At 63.0% G+C, this 17,367-nt stretch carries 16 protein-coding genes; 9 read left to right on the top strand and 7 right to left on the bottom strand.

The annotated features are described in order from the left end of the window. Positions 1–471 (top strand): DUF1854 domain-containing protein, encoded by a 471-nt coding sequence (locus KO538_RS04195; RefSeq protein WP_034750645.1) that lies wholly within the window; start codon positions 1–3, stop codon positions 469–471. Between the two features lie 132 nt (positions 472–603). Here KO538_RS04195 and KO538_RS04190 read toward each other — a convergent pair whose 3' ends face one another. Beyond that, positions 604–3,129 carry a TonB-dependent receptor gene (locus KO538_RS04190; protein WP_034750642.1) on the bottom strand — a complete coding sequence of 842 codons (2,526 nt, stop codon included), beginning with the start codon at positions 3,127–3,129 and terminating at the stop codon, positions 604–606. 410 nt (positions 3,130–3,539) lie between these two features. Then, entirely contained in the window at positions 3,540–5,054 is a 1,515-nt protein-coding gene (locus KO538_RS04185) for an AMP nucleosidase (protein WP_034750639.1), read from the bottom strand. Positions 5,055–5,178: 124 nt separating this feature from the next. On the opposite strand from KO538_RS04185, the gene KO538_RS04180 reads away from it, so the two are divergent. The 4 genes from KO538_RS04180 to KO538_RS04165 all read left to right on the top strand — a co-directional run bounded on the left by KO538_RS04180 (position 5,179) and on the right by KO538_RS04165 (position 7,852). Continuing rightward, a complete protein-coding gene (locus tag KO538_RS04180) occupies positions 5,179–5,778 on the top strand; it encodes a TetR/AcrR family transcriptional regulator (RefSeq protein WP_034750636.1) in 600 nt (199 codons plus the stop codon). 17 nt (positions 5,779–5,795) lie between these two features. Further along, a complete protein-coding gene (gene map / locus KO538_RS04175; RefSeq protein ID WP_051991081.1) occupies positions 5,796–6,599 on the top strand; it encodes a type I methionyl aminopeptidase in 804 nt (267 codons plus the stop codon). 2 nt (positions 6,600–6,601) lie between these two features. Beyond that, a complete protein-coding gene (locus KO538_RS04170; RefSeq protein ID WP_219327532.1) occupies positions 6,602–7,126 on the top strand; it encodes a hypothetical protein in 525 nt (174 codons plus the stop codon). 78 nt (positions 7,127–7,204) lie between these two features. After that, positions 7,205–7,852, top strand: a complete 648-nt coding sequence (locus KO538_RS04165) for an FABP family protein (RefSeq protein WP_219327531.1) — start codon at positions 7,205–7,207, stop codon at positions 7,850–7,852. Here the strand turns inward: KO538_RS04165 and KO538_RS04160 are convergent. Beyond that, positions 7,849–10,311 carry a tetratricopeptide repeat protein gene (locus KO538_RS04160; RefSeq protein ID WP_219327530.1) on the bottom strand — a complete coding sequence of 821 codons (2,463 nt, stop codon included), beginning with the start codon at positions 10,309–10,311 and terminating at the stop codon, positions 7,849–7,851. The genes KO538_RS04165 and KO538_RS04160 overlap by 4 nt on opposite strands. 80 nt (positions 10,312–10,391) lie before the next feature. Next, positions 10,392–11,171 carry a helix-turn-helix transcriptional regulator gene (locus KO538_RS04155; RefSeq protein ID WP_072455213.1) on the bottom strand — a complete coding sequence of 260 codons (780 nt, stop codon included), beginning with the start codon at positions 11,169–11,171 and terminating at the stop codon, positions 10,392–10,394. 101 nt (positions 11,172–11,272) lie between these two features. Between KO538_RS04155 and KO538_RS04150 the strand changes: the two genes are divergently transcribed. After that, positions 11,273–12,163: a DMT family transporter gene (locus KO538_RS04150; protein ID WP_070303530.1), complete on the top strand. Its 891-nt coding sequence runs from the start codon at positions 11,273–11,275 to the stop codon at positions 12,161–12,163. Between the two features lie 38 nt (positions 12,164–12,201). After that, a complete protein-coding gene (locus tag KO538_RS04145) occupies positions 12,202–12,789 on the top strand; it encodes an O-methyltransferase (protein ID WP_034750625.1) in 588 nt (195 codons plus the stop codon). Here KO538_RS04145 and KO538_RS04140 read toward each other — a convergent pair whose 3' ends face one another. Continuing rightward, positions 12,790–13,299, bottom strand: coding sequence for a GAF domain-containing protein (locus KO538_RS04140; protein WP_307788856.1), 510 nt, complete (start codon positions 13,297–13,299; stop codon positions 12,790–12,792). A 67-nt stretch (positions 13,300–13,366) separates the two neighbouring features. Next, on the bottom strand, positions 13,367–14,257 hold the full coding sequence (locus KO538_RS04135) for a LysR family transcriptional regulator (protein WP_219327529.1): 891 nt from the start codon (positions 14,255–14,257) through the stop codon (positions 13,367–13,369). Between the two features lie 89 nt (positions 14,258–14,346). Between KO538_RS04135 and KO538_RS04130 the strand changes: the two genes are divergently transcribed. Further along, positions 14,347–15,333: an aldo/keto reductase gene (locus KO538_RS04130; RefSeq protein WP_219327528.1), complete on the top strand. Its 987-nt coding sequence runs from the start codon at positions 14,347–14,349 to the stop codon at positions 15,331–15,333. Between the two features lie 8 nt (positions 15,334–15,341). On the opposite strand, the gene KO538_RS04125 is transcribed toward KO538_RS04130, so the two are convergent. After that, positions 15,342–16,310 (bottom strand): IS1595 family transposase, encoded by a 969-nt coding sequence (locus KO538_RS04125; protein ID WP_219327527.1) that lies wholly within the window; start codon positions 16,308–16,310, stop codon positions 15,342–15,344. Positions 16,311–16,541: 231 nt separating this feature from the next. Between KO538_RS04125 and KO538_RS04120 the strand changes: the two genes are divergently transcribed. Beyond that, the gene (locus KO538_RS04120) at positions 16,542–17,366 is read left to right on the top strand and encodes a protein-glutamate O-methyltransferase CheR (RefSeq protein WP_200873008.1); all 825 of its coding nucleotides are present in this window, start codon (positions 16,542–16,544) and stop codon (positions 17,364–17,366) included. Position 17,367 lies beyond the last annotated feature (1 nt).

Below are 17,367 nucleotides of genomic sequence, written 5' to 3'. Positions count from 1 at the left end.
ATGGCCAGTACAACTTTTACATTAAGCCGCGACACCTTCGGCAAGCTGGTGATGACGGACGCGGACGGCCAGGTCTTTGAAGGCGTGGCGCCCGTGCGCGCCTTCCCCATCCAGTCGCCCGACGAAGGCATTTCGCTGGTGCTGGGCAATGGCAAGGAAGTGGCGTGGATCGACCGCCTCGACGCCTTGCCGGAACCGGCGCGCAGCCTGCTGCAGGAAGAGCTGGAAGGGCGCGAATTCATGCCCGAGATCGCGCGCGTGAAAAGCGTGAGCAGCTTCGCCACGCCGTGCACGTGGTACGTGGACACGGACCGGGGCGAGACGCAGTTCGTGCTGAAAGGCGAGGAAGACATCCGCCGCATCGGCGCCACGTCGCTGCTGATCGCCGATAACCACGGCATCCACTTTCTGATACGCGACATGTTCAATATCGACAAGACGACGCGCAAGATACTCGATCGTTTCCTGTAAGCGTTTCCCTACCTTGAAAACCGCTGCCTGCAGCGTTTTTTTTTCGTCTGCCGGGCATGAAAAAGCCGCACAGGAGTGCGGCTTTCATGGGTAGCACCGGCAACCATTTCAGGCCGCCGGGATGGCGCTGCATTACATGAACTTGTAGCCTGCGCCGATGTAGAAGTAACGGCCGCGCACGTTGTACAGCTGGGCAAAGCCCAGGGTGCCGTACTGGTTGCCGGCGCCCATCGCGCTAAACGGTGGCATCTTGTCGAACAGGTTCTTGATGCCGGCCGTGAAGGTCAGGTTTTGCATCGCCACGTACTGGCCCGTCAGATCCACTTCCGTGTGCGAAGGAATCGTGCGGGTGCCCGGCTTGATTTCGTCGCGGCGCAAGTCCGAATCGATCATGTCGCCCGTCGTACGGATGACCAGGGAGCCGGACATATTGTCCTTTTCCAGGCTGGCAGTGAACGTGTTGCGGTACTTCGGATTCATGAACGTCTTCAGCGTGCTTTGCACCGGATCGGTTTCCGTATCCTGCGTTTCCATGCGGGTGTAGATGGTGGACGCATTGCGGATCGTGAATTTGCCGAACATCGTTTGCGGCGATGTGTAGCGCAGGTCCGTATCGAAACCGCGCACTTCGGTGGTGGCCAGATTCTGGTTGTTCAGCAGGATGCGTGCGTCGCCATTCTTGATTTCGACATTGCCGCGCTCGATCGCCTTGGTTTCCGTCAGGGTGCCGATCTCGTTCTTCTTGTCGATCTTGAAGTAGTCGATGCTGACCGTCAGCGAGTTCACTGGCGAGAACACCATGCCCAGGTTGTAGGTCTTGCCCGTTTCAGGTTTCAAGTCCTTGTTGGAGCCGGAGACCTGGTAGTAGGCGAAGTTTTTGCAGTTGCCGGCGATCGAAGGGAATGCATCGCAGATTTCCTTGTCGTTCGTCGTATAGGCGCCCGCATCGACGCCGCCATACATCTGTTTCAGCGATGGCGCCAAGTAGCTGCCCGCATACGAACCACGGAACATCAGGTTGTTCAGGGGCTGATAGCGCAAGGCCAGTTTCGGGCTGGTTTTGCTGCCGACATTCGAGATGTCGTCGTAGCGCACGGCCACTTGCGCTTCGACGTTTTTCAGGAAGGGAATCGACAGTTCGCCGAAGATGCCCTTGGAATTGCGGTCCGCCTTGACGGCAGCCTGCTGGATGCTGCCGAAGACCAGGCCATCGATCTGGTTCTGGTCGGGCTGGTCGCTCAGCGTTTCCTTGTTGTACGACACGCCGACGGCGTAAGCCATCGCGCCGCCTGCCAGGTCCATGATCGGCGCCGATGCCTTGGCGTTGAAGAAGGTCAGTTCCGACTTGCCGGCGCGCGTAGGCGTGAGGCGAATCTTGTCGACGGCGGCCTGCGGGTTGTCGGTGCGGGTCGGGTTGATCGTGCCATTCTCGATCGCTTCGTTGAACAGGTCGTAGTGTGCGTAGTTCGAATCGCGGTTGGTAGCCTTGCTGACGCCCTTGCCGATGGCGACGTCCCAGTCGATGCCGCGCGTCGTGCCTTCCAGGCCCGTCGAGAACTGGGTCATCGTGCCCTTGCGGTTGGTCTGGCGCGGGCCCATTTGCATGAAGCGGCCGGCAACGGTCTGGTTGCCGACCTTGAAGTTGCCTGGCGCAGGCTGGGACGAGAAGTCATCCTTGCTTTCGGAATAGGTAAATTCCGCGAACGCGCGAATGCTGTCGCTGATTTTCAGGCTGCCGATCAGCATGCCGCTGGCGCGGTCGGCGCCGTTGGTCGAGGTCAGCAAGGTCTTGTTGACGTCGAAACGGCAGGAACCGTCGCTCAAATCGTCAGGTGGGCATGGCACCAGGGTGCCGCCGCCGACGATATTGCCGCTAGGATGATAGCCACTGCGGCCATCCGGGCCGCCAAAGCGGCGGAAGTCGGCCGAACGGGTCAGGTCGCGGTCTTTGCGGTAGATCGGATCGCGCTTGAAGATGTCGACCGTAGCCAGCACGTTGAAGCCCTGGGTGTCATAGTCGCCAAAACCGTACACGAGGTTGGCCGTCTTTTCCTTTGCGTCCGAGCGCGAGCTTTGGCCGTAGCTGGTTTTCGCTTCCAGGCCCTGGTAATTCTTTTTGGTGATGAAGTTCATCACGCCGGCAACGGCATCGGCGCCATAAATGGCCGAACCGCCATCCTTCAGGATTTCAATGCGTTCCAGCGCGCTCAGCGGGATGGCGTTGACGTCGACCGCGGCGCCCGCGCCCGAACCGTCAGCCAGCGCATTGGTCGGCAGGCGGCGGCCGTTCAACAGGATCAGCACGTTGCGTTCGCTCAAGCCGCGCATCTTGATGTTGGTGGTGCCGGAACCGGAAGGCGAGCTGGCGCTCAGTTCGCCCTGGTCATTGATGTCGATGGAAGCCAGGTTCCGCACCAGTTCAGCGACGCTGGTGGCGCCCGTGCGCTCGATATCTTTCTTGCTGTAGATTTCCACCGGTGCGGCCGTTTCGGCATCCACGCGCTTGATGGCGGAACCGGTGACGACCACACGCTGCACTTTTTCCTCGCCAGCCTTGGCTTCCTGCGCCTGGACGGCCTGGTGCATGAAACCTGCGCTCATGACCAAAGTGCCGGCAAACATCATGCGCAAGGATTTGCTCAATTTCTTTTCAATCATTGTCCATCCTCCAACTAGGAAACTTTAGTTTCCTTAGGGTTTTATGTAGCTATTTGAAAGTATTTTCAAAATGACTATGTTTACAAATTTAGTATTTTAAATTTGCAATTCATCAGACCATTTTTTGATCTTGACTGTCAAGAACTGCCGGGTATTTGTTCAGGTGCATGGCACGAGGCAGAATGAAGGTGGATGAATTTTATTTGTGGCAAGCAGGAAAGTATCAAATTTCAATTGTTAAATAAATTAAATTTGCAATTATGTTCAATTATCATTGAAAGTTCGGTCTTTGCTGATCGCCTGTCTAGACAGCTGTGGTTTTTTTGTGACAATGTCGGGGGTGAACAAGGCGGGCAGCAGGACAAAAAAAAGCCGCCCGGCAGGGGCGGCTGGCGCTGGAAAAGGCGCTATTACTGAAACGCCACTTCCGCAAAGCTGCGCAATTTCCGGCTGTGCAGCCTGTCCACGCCCTGGCGGCGCAGCAGTTCCACGGCGCGGATGCCGATGCGCAGATGCTGGTCGACGCGCTCGCGGTAGAAGTGATTGGCCATGCCGGGCAGCTTGATTTCGCCGTGCAGCGGCTTGTCGCTCACGCACAGCAGGGTGCCGTAGGGGACGCGGAAACGGAAGCCGTTGGCGGCGATCGTCGCGCTCTCCATATCGAGCGCGATGGCGCGGCTCTGGCTGAAACGGCGCTCCGGCGTGCGCTGCGGCAGCAATTCCCAGTTGCGGTTGTCCGTGCTGGCCACGGTTCCCGTGCGCATGATGTGTTTCAGGTCATGCCCAGTCAGCTGGGTGATTTCCGCCACGGCCGTTTGCAGCGCCTGCTGGATTTCCGCCAGCGGCGGGATCGGCACCCACAGCGGCAAGTCTTCGTCGAGCACGTGGTCTTCGCGCACATACGCATGCGCCAGCACGTAGTCGCCCAGGCTTTGCGTGGTGCGCAAGCCGGCGCAATGACCGAGCATCAGCCAGGCGTGCGGGCGCAGCACGGCGATATGGTCGGTAATGGTCTTCGCATTGGCCGGTCCCACGCCGATATTGACCATGGTGATGCCGCTGCCGTCCGCGCGCAGCAAATGGTAGGCGGGCATCTGCGGCAGGCGCGGCGGCGCGGCGCCCAGCGCATCCTCGCTTTCGACCGTCTGGCCGACCCGGCGCGTGACCACGTTGCCCGGTTCGACAAAGGCGATGTAGCCGTCGTCGTCCGAGGGCGCGGCCGCATCGGGCGCGCGGTCCATCATGGCGTGGCCCAGGCGGATGAATTCGTCGATGTAGAACTGGTAATTGGTGAACAGGACGAAGTTCTGGAAGTGCTGCGGCGACGTGCCGCTGTAATGGCGCAAGCGCTGCAGCGAATAATCGACGCGCGGTCCCGTGAACAGCGACAGCGGCTGCGCTTCGCCATGCGCCGGTTCGTGCGTGCCGTTGGCGATGCCGTCGTCCATGGCCGACAGGTCGGGCAGGTCGAACAGGTCGCGCATGGCCAAGCGGCGGCCCGCATCCATATTGCCTTCGATATGGTCATGCTCGGCGAACGAGAAATGCACGGGGATGGGCTGGGCGCTCACGCCCACTTCCAGGTGCACTTTCTGGCCGCTGTTATGGTTTTTCAGCAGCAGGGTGAACTGGTCCAGGTAGTAATCGCCGAACAGGTCGGGGCGCGTCAAGGTGGTTTCAAACACACCGGGGCCGGCGACAAAACCGTAGGCCAGCGGCGAGTCGGCGCGCGCCACGGTGTCCGTCTGGATACGCACGAAGGGGTAGCAGGCACGCACACGTTCGTGCATGTCTTCGCCAGCGACAAAGCGCTGCAGCGCATCGCGCAAGTGTTCGATGCTGCTGCGGTAGATGGCTTGCACCTGTTCCAGCGCCAGGCGTGGATCGTCGAAGCGGGAGGAGGCGATGAAGGGGGGCGTAAGCAAGCGGATTCTCCTTGTGGCGGTTCGTGCATACCATTGTAAGGCAGCAGGGCCAGTCGTGTTGCCGCTCGTGTGGGTCCATGGTTGGGTGCTTGACGAATTCAAATAGAATCTGTATTCTATTTGAATGGTCAGACTTGCTAAATTCAACGAAAACAACTTCATCGACAGCGCAATCGCCGTCGCCGCCCAGTGCGGCGTGGGCGCCGTCTCGATGGCCGCCATCGCCGTCAAGGCCGGTGCACCCATCGGCTCCGTGTATCACCGCTTCGATTCGCGCAACGCCATCCTGGCGCGCGCGTGGCTGCGCGTAAAAAGCGACTTCCGCGAGGAAGTGGCCAGCCGCTGGCTCGGCGGCGACACCTGGGCCGGCGTGCATGGCTTGCTGGACTGGTGCCGGCGCAAGCCCGTATATGCGCGCTTCCTGCTGCAATGCGCGGATAGCCCCGATTTCAACAGTGGCCTCAGCGAGGAATTGCTGGCCGCCGTGGAAGAGGAGCAGGCCGCGCTCGACGCCTGCTTTGTCCGCTGTGCCGAAGCCATGCCCGCCACCGCGGAGCTTGACCTCGATCACATGCTGCTCAAATTCGTGCTGATCGATGCGCCCGTGGCCGTCGTCAAACCTTACCTGACCCAGGAGCGGCCGATACCGGCCAGCGTCGACGCCATGCTGCGCGCCTCGCACGACGCCGTGCGCGGCTGGGCCGCCCATACCACCTCACACTAACAAAGAAAAGAATCCCCATGCGCTATTCCACCCAGCTTGAACACGGCAAGAAAATCCCGCTGCACGACGAAGAAGGTTTCATCGGCATGCGCGCGGCCGGCCGCATCGCCGCCGACACGCTCGACTACATCGCGCCTTTCGTCAAACCGGGCGTCTCGACGGCCAAACTCGACGCCCTGTGCGAAGAATTCATGCGCGCGGCCGGCGCCATCCCCGGCACCATCGACTACCACGGCTACAAGCACGCCAGCTGCATCTCCGTCAATAACGTGGTCACGCACGGCATCCCGTCCGAGACCAAGATCCTCAAAGTGGGCGACATCCTCAACATCGACGTGACGCCGAAGTTCAACGGCTGGTTCGGCGACACCAGCCGCACCTTCAAGGTGGGCGCCGTCTCCATCCTGGCCAACCGCCTCGTCAACACGGCGTATGACGCCATGATGGCAGGCATCCACACCGTGCGTCCCGGAGCGACCCTCGGCGACGTGGGCGCCGCCATCGAAGCGGTAGCCAAGGCGCAGGGCTTTTCCTCCGTGCGCGACTTCTGCGGCCATGGCGTGGGCCAGGTCTTCCATGACACGCCGCAAGTGCTGCATTACGGCCGCGCCGGCACGGGCATCGTGCTGGAACCGGGCATGATCTTCACGATCGAACCGATGCTCAACGTGGGCAGCTACCAGGTCAAGGTCTTGCCCGACAAATGGACGACGGTGACGAAGGACCGCTCGCTGTCGGCGCAGTTCGAGCACTCGCTGGCCGTGACGGAAACGGGCTTTGAAATCTTTACCCTGACCGGTTCGACCGAGCCGCTGGTGTAAGCATGGAGGACGCGCGCCGGCAGCAGCTCACCGATATCGTCGCCGCGAAAGCCGGCGTGGATGTCGCTTGCGCGGCCCGCCACCTGGCGCTGCATGATGACGACGTGGCGGCCGCCTTGCGCGGCATCGACGCCGAACGTTATACGCTGACGCAGCGTCTGCTGAACAAGTACCGGCGCGATCCGGAAGACGCGCTGCAGCACGTGGCGCTGGCCGTGCTGCAGCAGGAAGGCATCGGCAGCGACAGCGTGCTGCGCGCGGAGCGCATCGCGTCCCTGGCGCCGTCCGTCGCCGGCATGGTGATGCTGGCCGAATGGCTGGCCTATGTGGACTGGGAAGGCTACGACAGCGCCCTGTACGCGAATATCGACGCGGTGGCGGCGATCATCGCCGGCGCACTGGACCTGCCCGAGGTGGCGGCCAATCTGCTGCAGGCGCGCGACGAAACGGTGTTCGAAGCGCAGCGCCCCGCGCTGGCCGCCGCCGCCCTGCTGTTCATCGAGCGCCACACTACGCAGTTTCCCTGACGGCTGGCGCTTTGCCGCCGGCGGGCGCGCGTCTTACAATGGCGGCAAGCACTGTTGCCCCATTTTGAAGACTTCCGCATGAGCGATTTTCCCGAAGATATCTACACCGAGCCGTCCGCCGACGTGCACACTCTCAACAACCTGGGCCCCTTGACGGGCATGGCCGGCATCTGGACGGGCACGCGCGGCCTGGACGTCAAGCCGAAAGCGGATGGCCCGCGCAAGCAGGCCTTCGTCGAGCGCATCGAACTGCAGCCGATCGACCCCGTCACCAACGGCCCGCAACTGTTCTACGGCTTGCGCTACTACATCCACATCACCAAGCCGGATCAAGTGAAAACGTACCATGAGCAGGTGGGCTACTGGCTGTGGGAGCCGGCCACGGGCGCCGTGATCCAGACCCTGGCGATTCCGCGCGGCCAGATCGCCATGGCGTCCGGCACGACGACGGCGGACGCCACCAGTTTCGAACTGGTGGCCAAGCGCGATTCGACGGCGTACGGCATCTGCTCGAACCCCTTCCTCGAACACGCATTCACCACCGTCGAATACCGGATCAAGGTCGATATCCACGCCGACGGCACGTGGGGCTACGATGAAGACACGGTCATGCTGATCCGCGGCAAGGACGAACCGTTCCACCACACGGACCGCAACTTGCTGACAAAAGTCGCCGAGCCGACGCCGAATCCGATGGCCTTGCAGGCACTGGCGGCGGCAGCTTAAGGTTTTCCCTGCGCGACGGCTTTGATGGCCCGTTCTTCGCCCATGGCGGCCGCGATCTTCCAGCGCTGCATGGCGCTGGCGCGGTCGGGGCGTTTCAGTCCCGCGCCTTCCCAATCCATCAGTCCCAGGTTGTAGATGTCGCCCGCGCTGCCCTTGTCGGCGGCGAGGGTGAACCATTTGCGCGCTTCCTTGTGGTTGACGGGAATCTGGTAGCCGCGCACGTGGTACAGCCCCAATAAATGCATGGCTTGCGCATTGCCCTTGTTCGCGGCCTGTTTCAGCAGGTCGAGGCCGCGCGCCATGTTGCGCGGTTCCTGCCAGCCTTCGGCCAGCATCACGCCTTTCGCCGCCAGCGCATAGCTGTCGTTTTTCACGAGGCCCTTGCCGATCAGGGGCTTTGCGGCCACCTGGCGCGCTTCGCGCTGCTGCGCCGTCGGCGCGGTGACGGGGCCGGGCTTGCCTTCGCCCATCAGCAGCATCCAGCCATACAGGCCATACGCGCCGGCGTCGCCCTTGCCGACCAGGCTTTCCAGCATGGCCAGCGCCTGTACCTTGTCGCCATTTTCGTACAGCTTGACGGCCTTGGCGCTGCTCGCATCTGGCGGCACTGGGACTGGCGCATGGGGCGCGATGGGCGCCGACGCCATGGCCGTTTGCGGCGGTGGAGCAACCGGGCGCACACGCACGGGCAAGCCATAGCTGGCGGCCAGCACGGCCAGAGTGGCGGGCGCGAGGATCAGCACTTGCGCCAGCTGGTTGCGGCGTCCCTTGCCGGCGATGCCCATGGCCCGTTCGGCTTGCTGCTCGCCGCCCAGCGCCTCGCTCAGCACGTTTTTTACCTTGCGGTTGAACAGCCAGTAGCCGGCGCCCGTGACGAGCAGGCCTGCGACGGCGGCCGCCCCGCGTCCTGCGAAGAACCACGTGGCGATGGCGACGGCCAGCGCGGCCAGCGCGCTTTTCCACCAGAATTGCTTGGCCAGCCGCGTGTAGACCTGGCGCAGGGCGCCGAGCACGCAGGTGCGCACATTGTTGGCATAGTCGGCGGAGACGACATCGACGTGCGCGTGGTCCGCGTCGCCGCTGAGGACGGACTCGATCACGTCCGCATTCAGTTCCGAGGCGGCCACGTCGCGCAGCGGCGTCAGCAAACCTTGCACGTGGGCCGAGAACAGGCCGTCGTCGGCGCTGCCGGCCAGCGCGTCGCTGAGCGCCTTGAGGTCGCCGCGCAGCAGCTTTTCCACGATGTCGTCCAGGGTCAGCCAGCGCAAGTCCGTGCCGTACGCCACCAGGTGGTGCTTTTCCGCGTTGCACGATGCATCGAGGCGCACGATGCGCAGCTTGGCCGCATACAGGGCGTCGACCTCTTGCGGCTGGTCTTCATTGTAAATGCTCACTTTCGCCAGGGCCAGGCTGCTGGCAATGGCTGCCAGTGAGTGCACGCTCTCCTTGTCGCGGATGCGGCGCGCGTCATCGGGTGCCTGCTTGGGCAGGCTGACGCTGTAGCCGGGCGTCACATGCACGTCGACCCAGGCCGCCTTGCCCACCTTGCCGGAACCGTCGCACGGGTTGCAGCGCAAGTCGCCCACGCCGCTGCAGGTGCGGCACGTGACCTTGCCGCTGGCGCGGCAGGTGCCGCAATTGATGTTGCCGGAACCGTGGCAAGTGTTGCAGCTGACCTTGCCGTAGCTGCAATGGTAGCAAGAACGGTATTCGGTGCGGTACTGGGGCCGCGTCTCGCTATGGTAACTGGTGTGCGAGCTGCCGTTGCTGTAGGTGGTAGTGGGCACTTGCACCGTGATGTAGTCGGTGACTTGTTCGGACACGGTGCCGCTGCCGCTGCAATACGAGCACGACACCTTGCCGCTGCCGTAGCAGCCATACGCGTCGCAGCTGACGGTGCGCCCGCCGTGGCAGTTCCAGCATGTTTCCGTCGTCGCGCCGTAGCAGGTGTGGCAGTTGATGCGGCCGCTGCCGGTGCAGTTGCTGCAGGTATCGAGGTGCCAGTACTTGACGGCGTGCGGCAGGTAGACGCCCGCCTCGACGCCGTTGTAGGCCTGGCCTGGCTGGCGCAAGGCATTGTCGAGCTTGCCCGCCGCGCGGCGCAGCCGTTCCTTCTCCTGCGCGTGAGCGAGCGCTCCCACCTCGTGGGAGCCGCAGCGGCAGTCATTGCCCGCTGGCGTGAAATAGCCATTGATGACGCGCTGCTCGAAGCGCGCCTCGAGCGCGTAGTTCGCTTGCAGCGAAAACTCCTGCAGTACGTCTTCCTCGTCCAGCGGCGTGATGTCGTGCGGTTCGAAACGCGTCTTGTCCTGCACCAGAGTGCGCAGCTTGCCCAGCACCGTCGGTATCTCTTCCTTGTCGAGCTTGAGGGGCGCTGGCGCCGTCACGGCCGTTGCTGATGCCTGGGGCATGTCCTCGTTGCCTTGGGTATCGGTGGCCGTCTCGGTGCTGGGGTTCATGCGCGTCCTTTTGCTCTCTGGAAAGATGTTTGAATTTTAGCATCCTCATATGACAAAGCGGATAGCGCCGGTCCGCTTTTTCAGCGCAGGCCGCGGCGGAACTGGTCGGGCGTGCCGCCGCTTTGCCGGCGAAACATGGCGATGAAAGCGGAGGCCGTGCTGTAGCCCAGTTCCAGCGCGATCGCCTGCACGGTGTCGCCCCGTTCCAGCAGGGGCAGGGCGGCCAGGAAGCGCTGGCGCTGGCGCCATTCGCCGAACGGCATGCCCAGTTCGCGCTGGCAGCGGCGCGCCAGGGTGCGCTCCGTCACGTGCAGTTGCGCGGCCCACTCGGCCAGTGAGCGGTTACTGCCGGGCTCCGCCTGCAGGGCCGCCAGCAGCGCCGCAATGACGGGCTCGTCGCTGCCAGGCAGATAGTTGCGGCTGCACGGCGCCAGCTGCAGCTGGTCGACCAGCACCTGCGCCAGGCGCTGGTCTGCTTCGGTGGCGGGCGTGGTGACATGGCGCCCGGCAAAGTCGCCGAGGATGGCTTTGAGCAGGGGGCTCATGACCAGCGCGCACGGCTGGGCCGGCAACTGCGCGCACAGGCTGGCGTCGATGTAGGCCGAGTGAAACACGACATCCTGGCGGATATAGCCGTCGTGCAAAGTCTCGGGCGGTATCCACACGGCGTACTGGGGCGGCGACAGGTAGCGCTGGCCCGCGACCATGATTTCCATCACGCCTGTGGAGCAATACGTGAGCTGTCCCCAAGGATGGCTCTGGTAATCGAACTGCTGGTGCGCGCGGTAATCGTCGAGGCGGAAATACACGGGATGGGGCAGGGTGTCGGAAACGGCGGGGAAATGCTGGTTGCTGGCCATGGTGTCTTTGTCCTGTTCTTCGCATCGATTGTCCGATATTCATTATATCCATGGAATCGGACCATGCGAAAATGGCGGTCTTGAATACTGGAGTACGCCGCATGCAAGTGAAGCACTATCTGTTACCCGTGATCGCCGTGCTGATCTGGGCCATCAATACCATCGTCAGCAAGATGGCCGTCGGCGTGATCGATCCGGCCGCCATCTCGTTCTACCGCTGGCTGCTGGCCGGCGTGCTGCTGGCGCTCGTGTTTGCCCGTCCCGTATGGAAGCAGCGCTCCGTGGTGCGACCGTATCTGGGCAAACTGTTTGTGCTGGGTATGTTGGGCATGGTCATGTACCAGTGCCTCGCCTACATCGCCGCGCAAACGACGACGGCCACCAATATGGGCATCCTCGCATCGATGATGCCGCTGCTGGCCGTGGGCCTGTCCGTGCTGCTGCTCGGTGAGGCGCCCACCGTGGGCGGCGTGTTCGGCGGCCTGGTGTCACTGCTGGGCCTGGCTTACCTGCTCAGCCATGGCGACCCGGCCGCCCTGCTGGCCCATGGCGCGGCCGTGGGTGACGCGCTGATGCTGCTGGCGTGCCTGTCGTATGCGGGCTATGGCGTGCTGCTCAAGCGCTGGAAGATTCCCCTGAATAACTGGCATTCGCTGCTGATCCAGGTCTGGTGCGCCGTGCCCGTGCTGTTCGTGTATTACCTGAGCCAGTCCGCGCCGCCTGTCACCAGCGCCGGCTTGCCGCTGGTGCTGTTTGCCGGCATCCCCGCCTCCATCATCGCGCCGTTTTTGTGGATGCACGGCCTGGCCAAGTTGGGACCGAGCCGCGCGACGACCTTGATGAATCTGCTGCCTGTGTTCACGGTGATCATCGCCATGCTGTTCCTCGGCGAAACCTTGCACAGCTACGATGTGATCGGCGGCGGCGTGACCCTGCTGGGCGTGGTGATGGTGCAATACCTGAAACGTCCGCTGCGCCGCGCACCGGCATAGTTTTTTTGCTATGCTGGTGTTTTGAACAAGGAGGCGCCATGCCCAGCATCGATACTCTGTTGAGTGAACTGGAAGCATTCGGTAACACCAATGATGCGGCGCACACGGCGCGCGCCAGCCGCATGCTCAATATCACGCGCGACACGGGCGAATTGCTGGCCGTGATGGTGCACGCGCGCGGCGCCCGGCGAGTGCTGGAAATCGGCACGTCGAACGGCTATTCCACTTTGTGGCTGGCGCGCGCCGTGCAGGCGCTGGGCGGCAAGGTGGTGACGGTGGAAAAGGCGCAGGACAAGTTCGACATGGCGCACGACAACTTTGTGCGCGCGCAATTGCAGGGCGTGATCGGCCAGCTGCTGGCTGACGCGGGCGACGTGCTGCGCGATGCGGCGGACGGCGCCTACGATTTCATCTTCCTCGATTCCGCGCGCCAGCAATACGCGCAGTGGTGGCCGCAGCTGGACCGCGCGCTGGCGGCCGGCGGCGTGCTGGTGGTCGACAACGCCAGTTCGCACTACGCGGACATGGCCGGCTTCATCGAAGCCATCCGCGCCGACAGCCGCTACACGACGTGCCTGGCCACGGTCGGCAAGGGCGAATTCATCGCCGTCAAGGCGGGCAACTAGTTATTCAGCAACGATAGCCGCTTCCAGCACGCGCACCAAGGATTCGACGCCTTGCGCGTCGACGTCGTCAAAACGGCTGACGAGCGGGCTGTCGAGGTCGAACACGCCGATGATCTGGCCATTTGAAAACACGGGCACCACCAGTTCCGAACGGGAATTGACGTCGCAGGCGATGTGGCCGGGAAATGCATGCACGTCCTGCACGACGATGGACTTGCCTTCGACCACCGTGGTGCCGCACACGCCGCGCCCTTTCTTGATGCGGATGCAGGCGGGTTTGCCCTGAAACGGTCCCAGCACCAATTCCTCGCCCTTGAGGAAATAAAAGCCGGCCCAGTTGAGGCCCGGCATGGTGTTGAAGACCAGCGAACTGAAGTTGGCCGTATTGGCGATGAAGTCGCTCTCGCCCGACAGCAAGCCTTGCAGCTGCGCGCGCAAGTCCGCATACATGGCTTGTTTGGCGGCGGGGGTATCGGTGCCGTAGGCGGCGTCGCTGATGGTAAACGTCATGGTCGTGGTGGCGCGAAAAATAGGGAAGGCAACATGGTAGCGCGTCTGGCGCCTCCGCGCGCGGCCGTCACTGTTTCAGATATTCCTGCGCCAGCTGGCGCAGCAGGGGCAGGGTCGCATGGCCGTGGTCGGCTTGCCAGGCCAGGCCGATGCCGGCCGCCAATTCCTCGCCTTCCGCCAATGGCCGGTAGATCACGCCATCCATGCGCAGCGCGCGGAACGAGTCGGCCAGCAGCGCCATGCCCTTGCCGGCGGCCACGTCGCCGAGCAGCACATGATGGTCGGGCGCTTCGCGCAGGAAATGCGGCGCGAAATCATGCCGGCGGAACACTTGCTGGCAATGGTCGAAAAAGGCGGGCTGGCGCGCCCGTTCGAACCAGTAGATGGGTTCCTGGGCGATGTCAGCAAGGCTGAGCTTGCGCTTCTTCGCCAGCCGGTGCCCGGCGGGCAGGGCCAGCATCATGGGCTGGCGCGCCAGCGGCTGCACGGCCAGCTCGAACGTGGCGCTGGGTAGCGCAAGCAGGGCCGCATCGAGCTGGCCCTTGCGCACGGCGGCGACTAGGCGCGGCGACGGGGCCGCCGTCAATTCCAGGCGGACATTGCCCAGTTGCTCCTCCAGCGCCGCCAGCAAAGGACGGAACAGGCCGGCCGCCACGGAACTCGTCAAGCCCAGGCGCAGGCGCGCGGGTGCGCTGTCTTGCCGCAGCGATTGCTGCGCCATCTCCAGCAAATCAAGGATGTGCAGCGCCTGCGGCAGCAGGGTACGGCCCGCTGGCGTCAAGGCCACGCCCTGCGTGTCGCGCTCGAACAGGCGCGCGCCCAGCTTGTCTTCCAGCCCCTTGATGGCGCGCGACAATGGCGGCTGGGTCATGTGCAATTGCTCCGCCGCCTGGCGGAAGTTCAGGCAGCGGGCGACGGCGCAAAACAGGGTCAAGGCATGGGTATCGAGGGCTCTCATACCAGAAAGGTATCACGAAATCGGGCATTCCCTTGTCATCCGGCGCGGCCCAGACTGGCGGCATCGAGTCAACAACAGAGGAGAGCAGCATGCAACAGCGACGCATCGGCAATAACGGTATGAGCAGTTCGGCATTGGGCCTGGGCTGCATGGGCATGTCGGAATTCTATGGCGCCACGGACGAGGCGCAATCCCTGGCCACCCTGGAAGCGGCCCTGGCGGCGGGCGTGACCCTGTTCGACACGGCCGACGCCTACGGTTTCGGCCACAACGAGCAATTGCTGGGGCGCTTTTTGGCACGCCACCCGGGCCAGGCCCTGGTCGCCACCAAGTGCGGGCTGGCGCGCGAGGCGGGCAGTTATGCGCGCCGCGTCGACAATTCCCCCGCCTACATCCGCCAGGCGTGCGAAGCGTCGCTGGGGCGCCTGGGCGTGGAGGCCATCGACCTGTTCTATCTGCACCGCCTGAATCTCGAGACGCCACTGGAGGAATCGATGGGCGCGCTGGCGCAACTGCGGCTAGAGGGCAAGATCCGCGCCGTGGGCTTGTGCGAGGTGAGCGCCGCCACCTTGCGGCGCGCTGCGGCGATCTGCCCCGTGGCCGCCGTGCAGAGCGAATACTCACTGTGGACGCGCGAACCGGAGCAGGGCGTGCTGGCCGCCTGCCGCGACGTGGGCGCCAGCTTCTTTGCCTACAGTCCGCTGGGCCGGGGATTTTTGACGGGCGCCATTGCCGATGCGGCCAGCCTCGATGCGGGCGACTTTCGCCAGTTCAATCCCCGCTTCGTCGCCGAGAACCTGGCGCGCAACCAGGCCATCGTCGCGCAGGTCAAGGACATCGCGCGCGCAAAAGGCTGCACGCCGGCCCAGCTGGCGCTGGCCTGGCTGCTGGCGCAAGGCGACGACATCATTCCCATTCCCGGCACCAAGCGCATCGCGTATTTGCACGACAACCTCGGCGCGCTGGCCGTGCGGCTGGACGAGGCGGAACTGGCGGCGATGAACGCGGCCTTTCCCTTGGGCATGGCGGCGGGCGCGCGCTATACGGAAGAAGGCATGAAGGGCGTGGATGCCTGAAAAAAAGGCTATGTCACCGTTAGATGTGGGAATGCTCCTAGTGTTGCCTTCAATAATGTTTCTGGCGAGCGGATGCGCCCGGCGTCGAGTATCCAGCGCCAGCCCAGGTAATTCGACAGGTAGCGTGTGGCCACGCCGTGAAACGGCCGTAGCCAATCCCGCAAGCGGCTGTGATACGCATTGACGTTTTGCACGTGGGCGGCGCCCCGCACGCGGATGCCGGCACGCAAGTTGACGGCCTGGTGGCTGACCCCTGCTTCATGGGCGAAGGCGCGGTAGGCGGCATGACCATCGGTGACCAGCAAGATATCCTTGTCGATGACGGGTGGCAGGCAAGCATGTAGCTGTGCCTTGGTCAGTGCTCCTTTTCCCGTGACGAAATCGAGGGTTTGTCCAGTGCGGTCACGCGCCACCAGGATGCAGACTTGCTCATTCGATATGCCACGTTTAAAGGCATGATCACCACGGCGCCGCGCCGGGCGCGTCAAATGCCGCGATCCCTTCTCCGATTCCAGTACATACAGCTCGTCCGCTTCGGCGATGCCATGCAGGCGATGGGGCCGGTCCGTTTTTGCCAATGATAAAAACCGGTGGCGCCAGCGAAACGTGGTATTGCGGTGCACGCCCAGCTGTAACGCCGCCTTGCGCACGGAATCCGATGTCAGCATGCAATGGGCATATTCAATCCACAGCGCCTTGTGGCGCAAGCGGGCAAGCGGCGTGCCGGTGAGTGCATTGAAGGTGCGGCCGCAAGGCACGCAACGGTAGCGCTGCAGTCCGTGTGCATGGCCGTGCCGGTGAGCATGGTTGCTGTTGCAAACCGGACAGTGCGGTTGTTGGCGGGCCACGCTTTCGATCAATGCCACGGCGACGTCTTGCGATGCGGCCCCGTGCAGCAGGGCGATGCCCGCCAGGCGCTGGCGGCGGTTCAGTTCGGCGAACTGGGCGATGAAGGTTTTCCATTGGGCTGGCTGCATGGAAGGCTCCCGCTTGTCTGCGATGCTCAGTCAGACAGCAGGGACACGGGAAGATTCCCTGAATTCCCCTACTTGTCGAGGACAGAGCCTGAAAAAAACGCGTGAGTGTACGCCAGCGTACCTAACTGAAACTTTCTCTGCAGGATAATCGCCGGCGATCTGCTAGCATTTGGCAGTGACTGCGCGCTGCGCTTTGCACGCTGTTCAATGGTCAGGTATCCGATGAGGTGGATGTTGTTAGATGACGATATTTTCGATATAGAACTGAAGTTATTGCTTGAGGGAATACTGCTGCGCTATCAGCACGATTTCCGCGATTATTCCGTGGCGTCCCTGCGCCGGCGCATGCGCCAGGCCATGGAGCGCTTCGGCTGCGCCAGCCTGTCGCAATTGCAGGACCGCATCTTGCACGAGCCGGCCATGTTCGCGCAGATGCTGCAGTTTTTCACGGTGCAAGTGAGCGAGATGTTCCGCGATCCCGCGTATTTTCGTGCCCTGCGCGAAAAAGTCGTGCCCATCCTGCATACCTATCCCTCGATCAAAATCTGGGTGGCCGGCTGCAGCAGCGGCGAAGAGGTATGGTCGCTGGCCATCTTGCTGGAAGAAGAGGGCTTGCTCGAGCGCAGCATGATTTATGCGACCGACATCAATGTGGAAGCGCTGGCCGCCGCTGAAGCGGGCATTTATCCCATCGAACGCATCGCCCAGTTCAGCGAGAATTACCAGCTGGCGGGCGGCAAGCGCTCGCTGTCCGACTATTACACGGCCGCCTACAAGGGCGCCATCTTTGACCGGCGCTTGCGGCGCCAGTTCGTCTTCGCCGACCACAGCCTGGCGACGGACAGCGTGTTTTCGGAGGTGCACATGGTTTCCTGCCGTAACGTCATGATTTACTTCAACAAAGATTTGCAAGACCGCAGCCTTGGCCTGTTCCATGAAGCGCTGGTGAACCGGGGCTTCCTGGGGCTGGGCATGAAGGAAAGCCTGCATTTCAGCCGCCATGCGGACAGCTTCAACGAGCTGAGCCCGGCCGAACGCATCTTCCAGCGTGCCTGAC

Source organism: Janthinobacterium sp. NKUCC08_JDC, from assembly GCF_019345575.1.
Classification (GTDB): domain Bacteria; phylum Pseudomonadota; class Gammaproteobacteria; order Burkholderiales; family Burkholderiaceae_D; genus Janthinobacterium; species Janthinobacterium aestuarii.
The sequence above is the reverse complement of the archived record's forward strand: the minus strand, read 5'-3'. Positions and strand labels throughout refer to the sequence as shown.

Excerpts from the sequence above, each read along its gene's own strand:
- map (WP_051991081.1), top strand. The coding sequence starts at position 5,796 with ATGCGCTATTCCACCCAGCTTGAACACGGCAAGAAAATCCCGCTGCAC.
- KO538_RS04190 (WP_034750642.1), bottom strand. The coding sequence starts at position 3,129 with ATGATTGAAAAGAAATTGAGCAAATCCTTGCGCATGATGTTTGCCGGC.
- KO538_RS04125 (WP_219327527.1), bottom strand. The coding sequence starts at position 16,310 with ATGCAGCCAGCCCAATGGAAAACCTTCATCGCCCAGTTCGCCGAACTG.
- KO538_RS04130 (WP_219327528.1), top strand. The coding sequence starts at position 14,347 with ATGCAACAGCGACGCATCGGCAATAACGGTATGAGCAGTTCGGCATTG.
- KO538_RS04180 (WP_034750636.1), top strand. The coding sequence starts at position 5,179 with ATGGTCAGACTTGCTAAATTCAACGAAAACAACTTCATCGACAGCGCA.
- KO538_RS04140 (WP_307788856.1), bottom strand. The coding sequence starts at position 13,299 with ATGACGTTTACCATCAGCGACGCCGCCTACGGCACCGATACCCCCGCC.
- KO538_RS04195 (WP_034750645.1), top strand. The coding sequence starts at position 1 with ATGGCCAGTACAACTTTTACATTAAGCCGCGACACCTTCGGCAAGCTG.
- KO538_RS04135 (WP_219327529.1), bottom strand. The coding sequence starts at position 14,257 with ATGAGAGCCCTCGATACCCATGCCTTGACCCTGTTTTGCGCCGTCGCC.
- KO538_RS04150 (WP_070303530.1), top strand. The coding sequence starts at position 11,273 with ATGCAAGTGAAGCACTATCTGTTACCCGTGATCGCCGTGCTGATCTGG.
- KO538_RS04160 (WP_219327530.1), bottom strand. The coding sequence starts at position 10,311 with ATGAACCCCAGCACCGAGACGGCCACCGATACCCAAGGCAACGAGGAC.
- KO538_RS04165 (WP_219327531.1), top strand. The coding sequence starts at position 7,205 with ATGAGCGATTTTCCCGAAGATATCTACACCGAGCCGTCCGCCGACGTG.
- KO538_RS04155 (WP_072455213.1), bottom strand. The coding sequence starts at position 11,171 with ATGGCCAGCAACCAGCATTTCCCCGCCGTTTCCGACACCCTGCCCCAT.
- KO538_RS04145 (WP_034750625.1), top strand. The coding sequence starts at position 12,202 with ATGCCCAGCATCGATACTCTGTTGAGTGAACTGGAAGCATTCGGTAAC.
- KO538_RS04120 (WP_200873008.1), top strand. The coding sequence starts at position 16,542 with ATGTTGTTAGATGACGATATTTTCGATATAGAACTGAAGTTATTGCTT.
- KO538_RS04170 (WP_219327532.1), top strand. The coding sequence starts at position 6,602 with ATGGAGGACGCGCGCCGGCAGCAGCTCACCGATATCGTCGCCGCGAAA.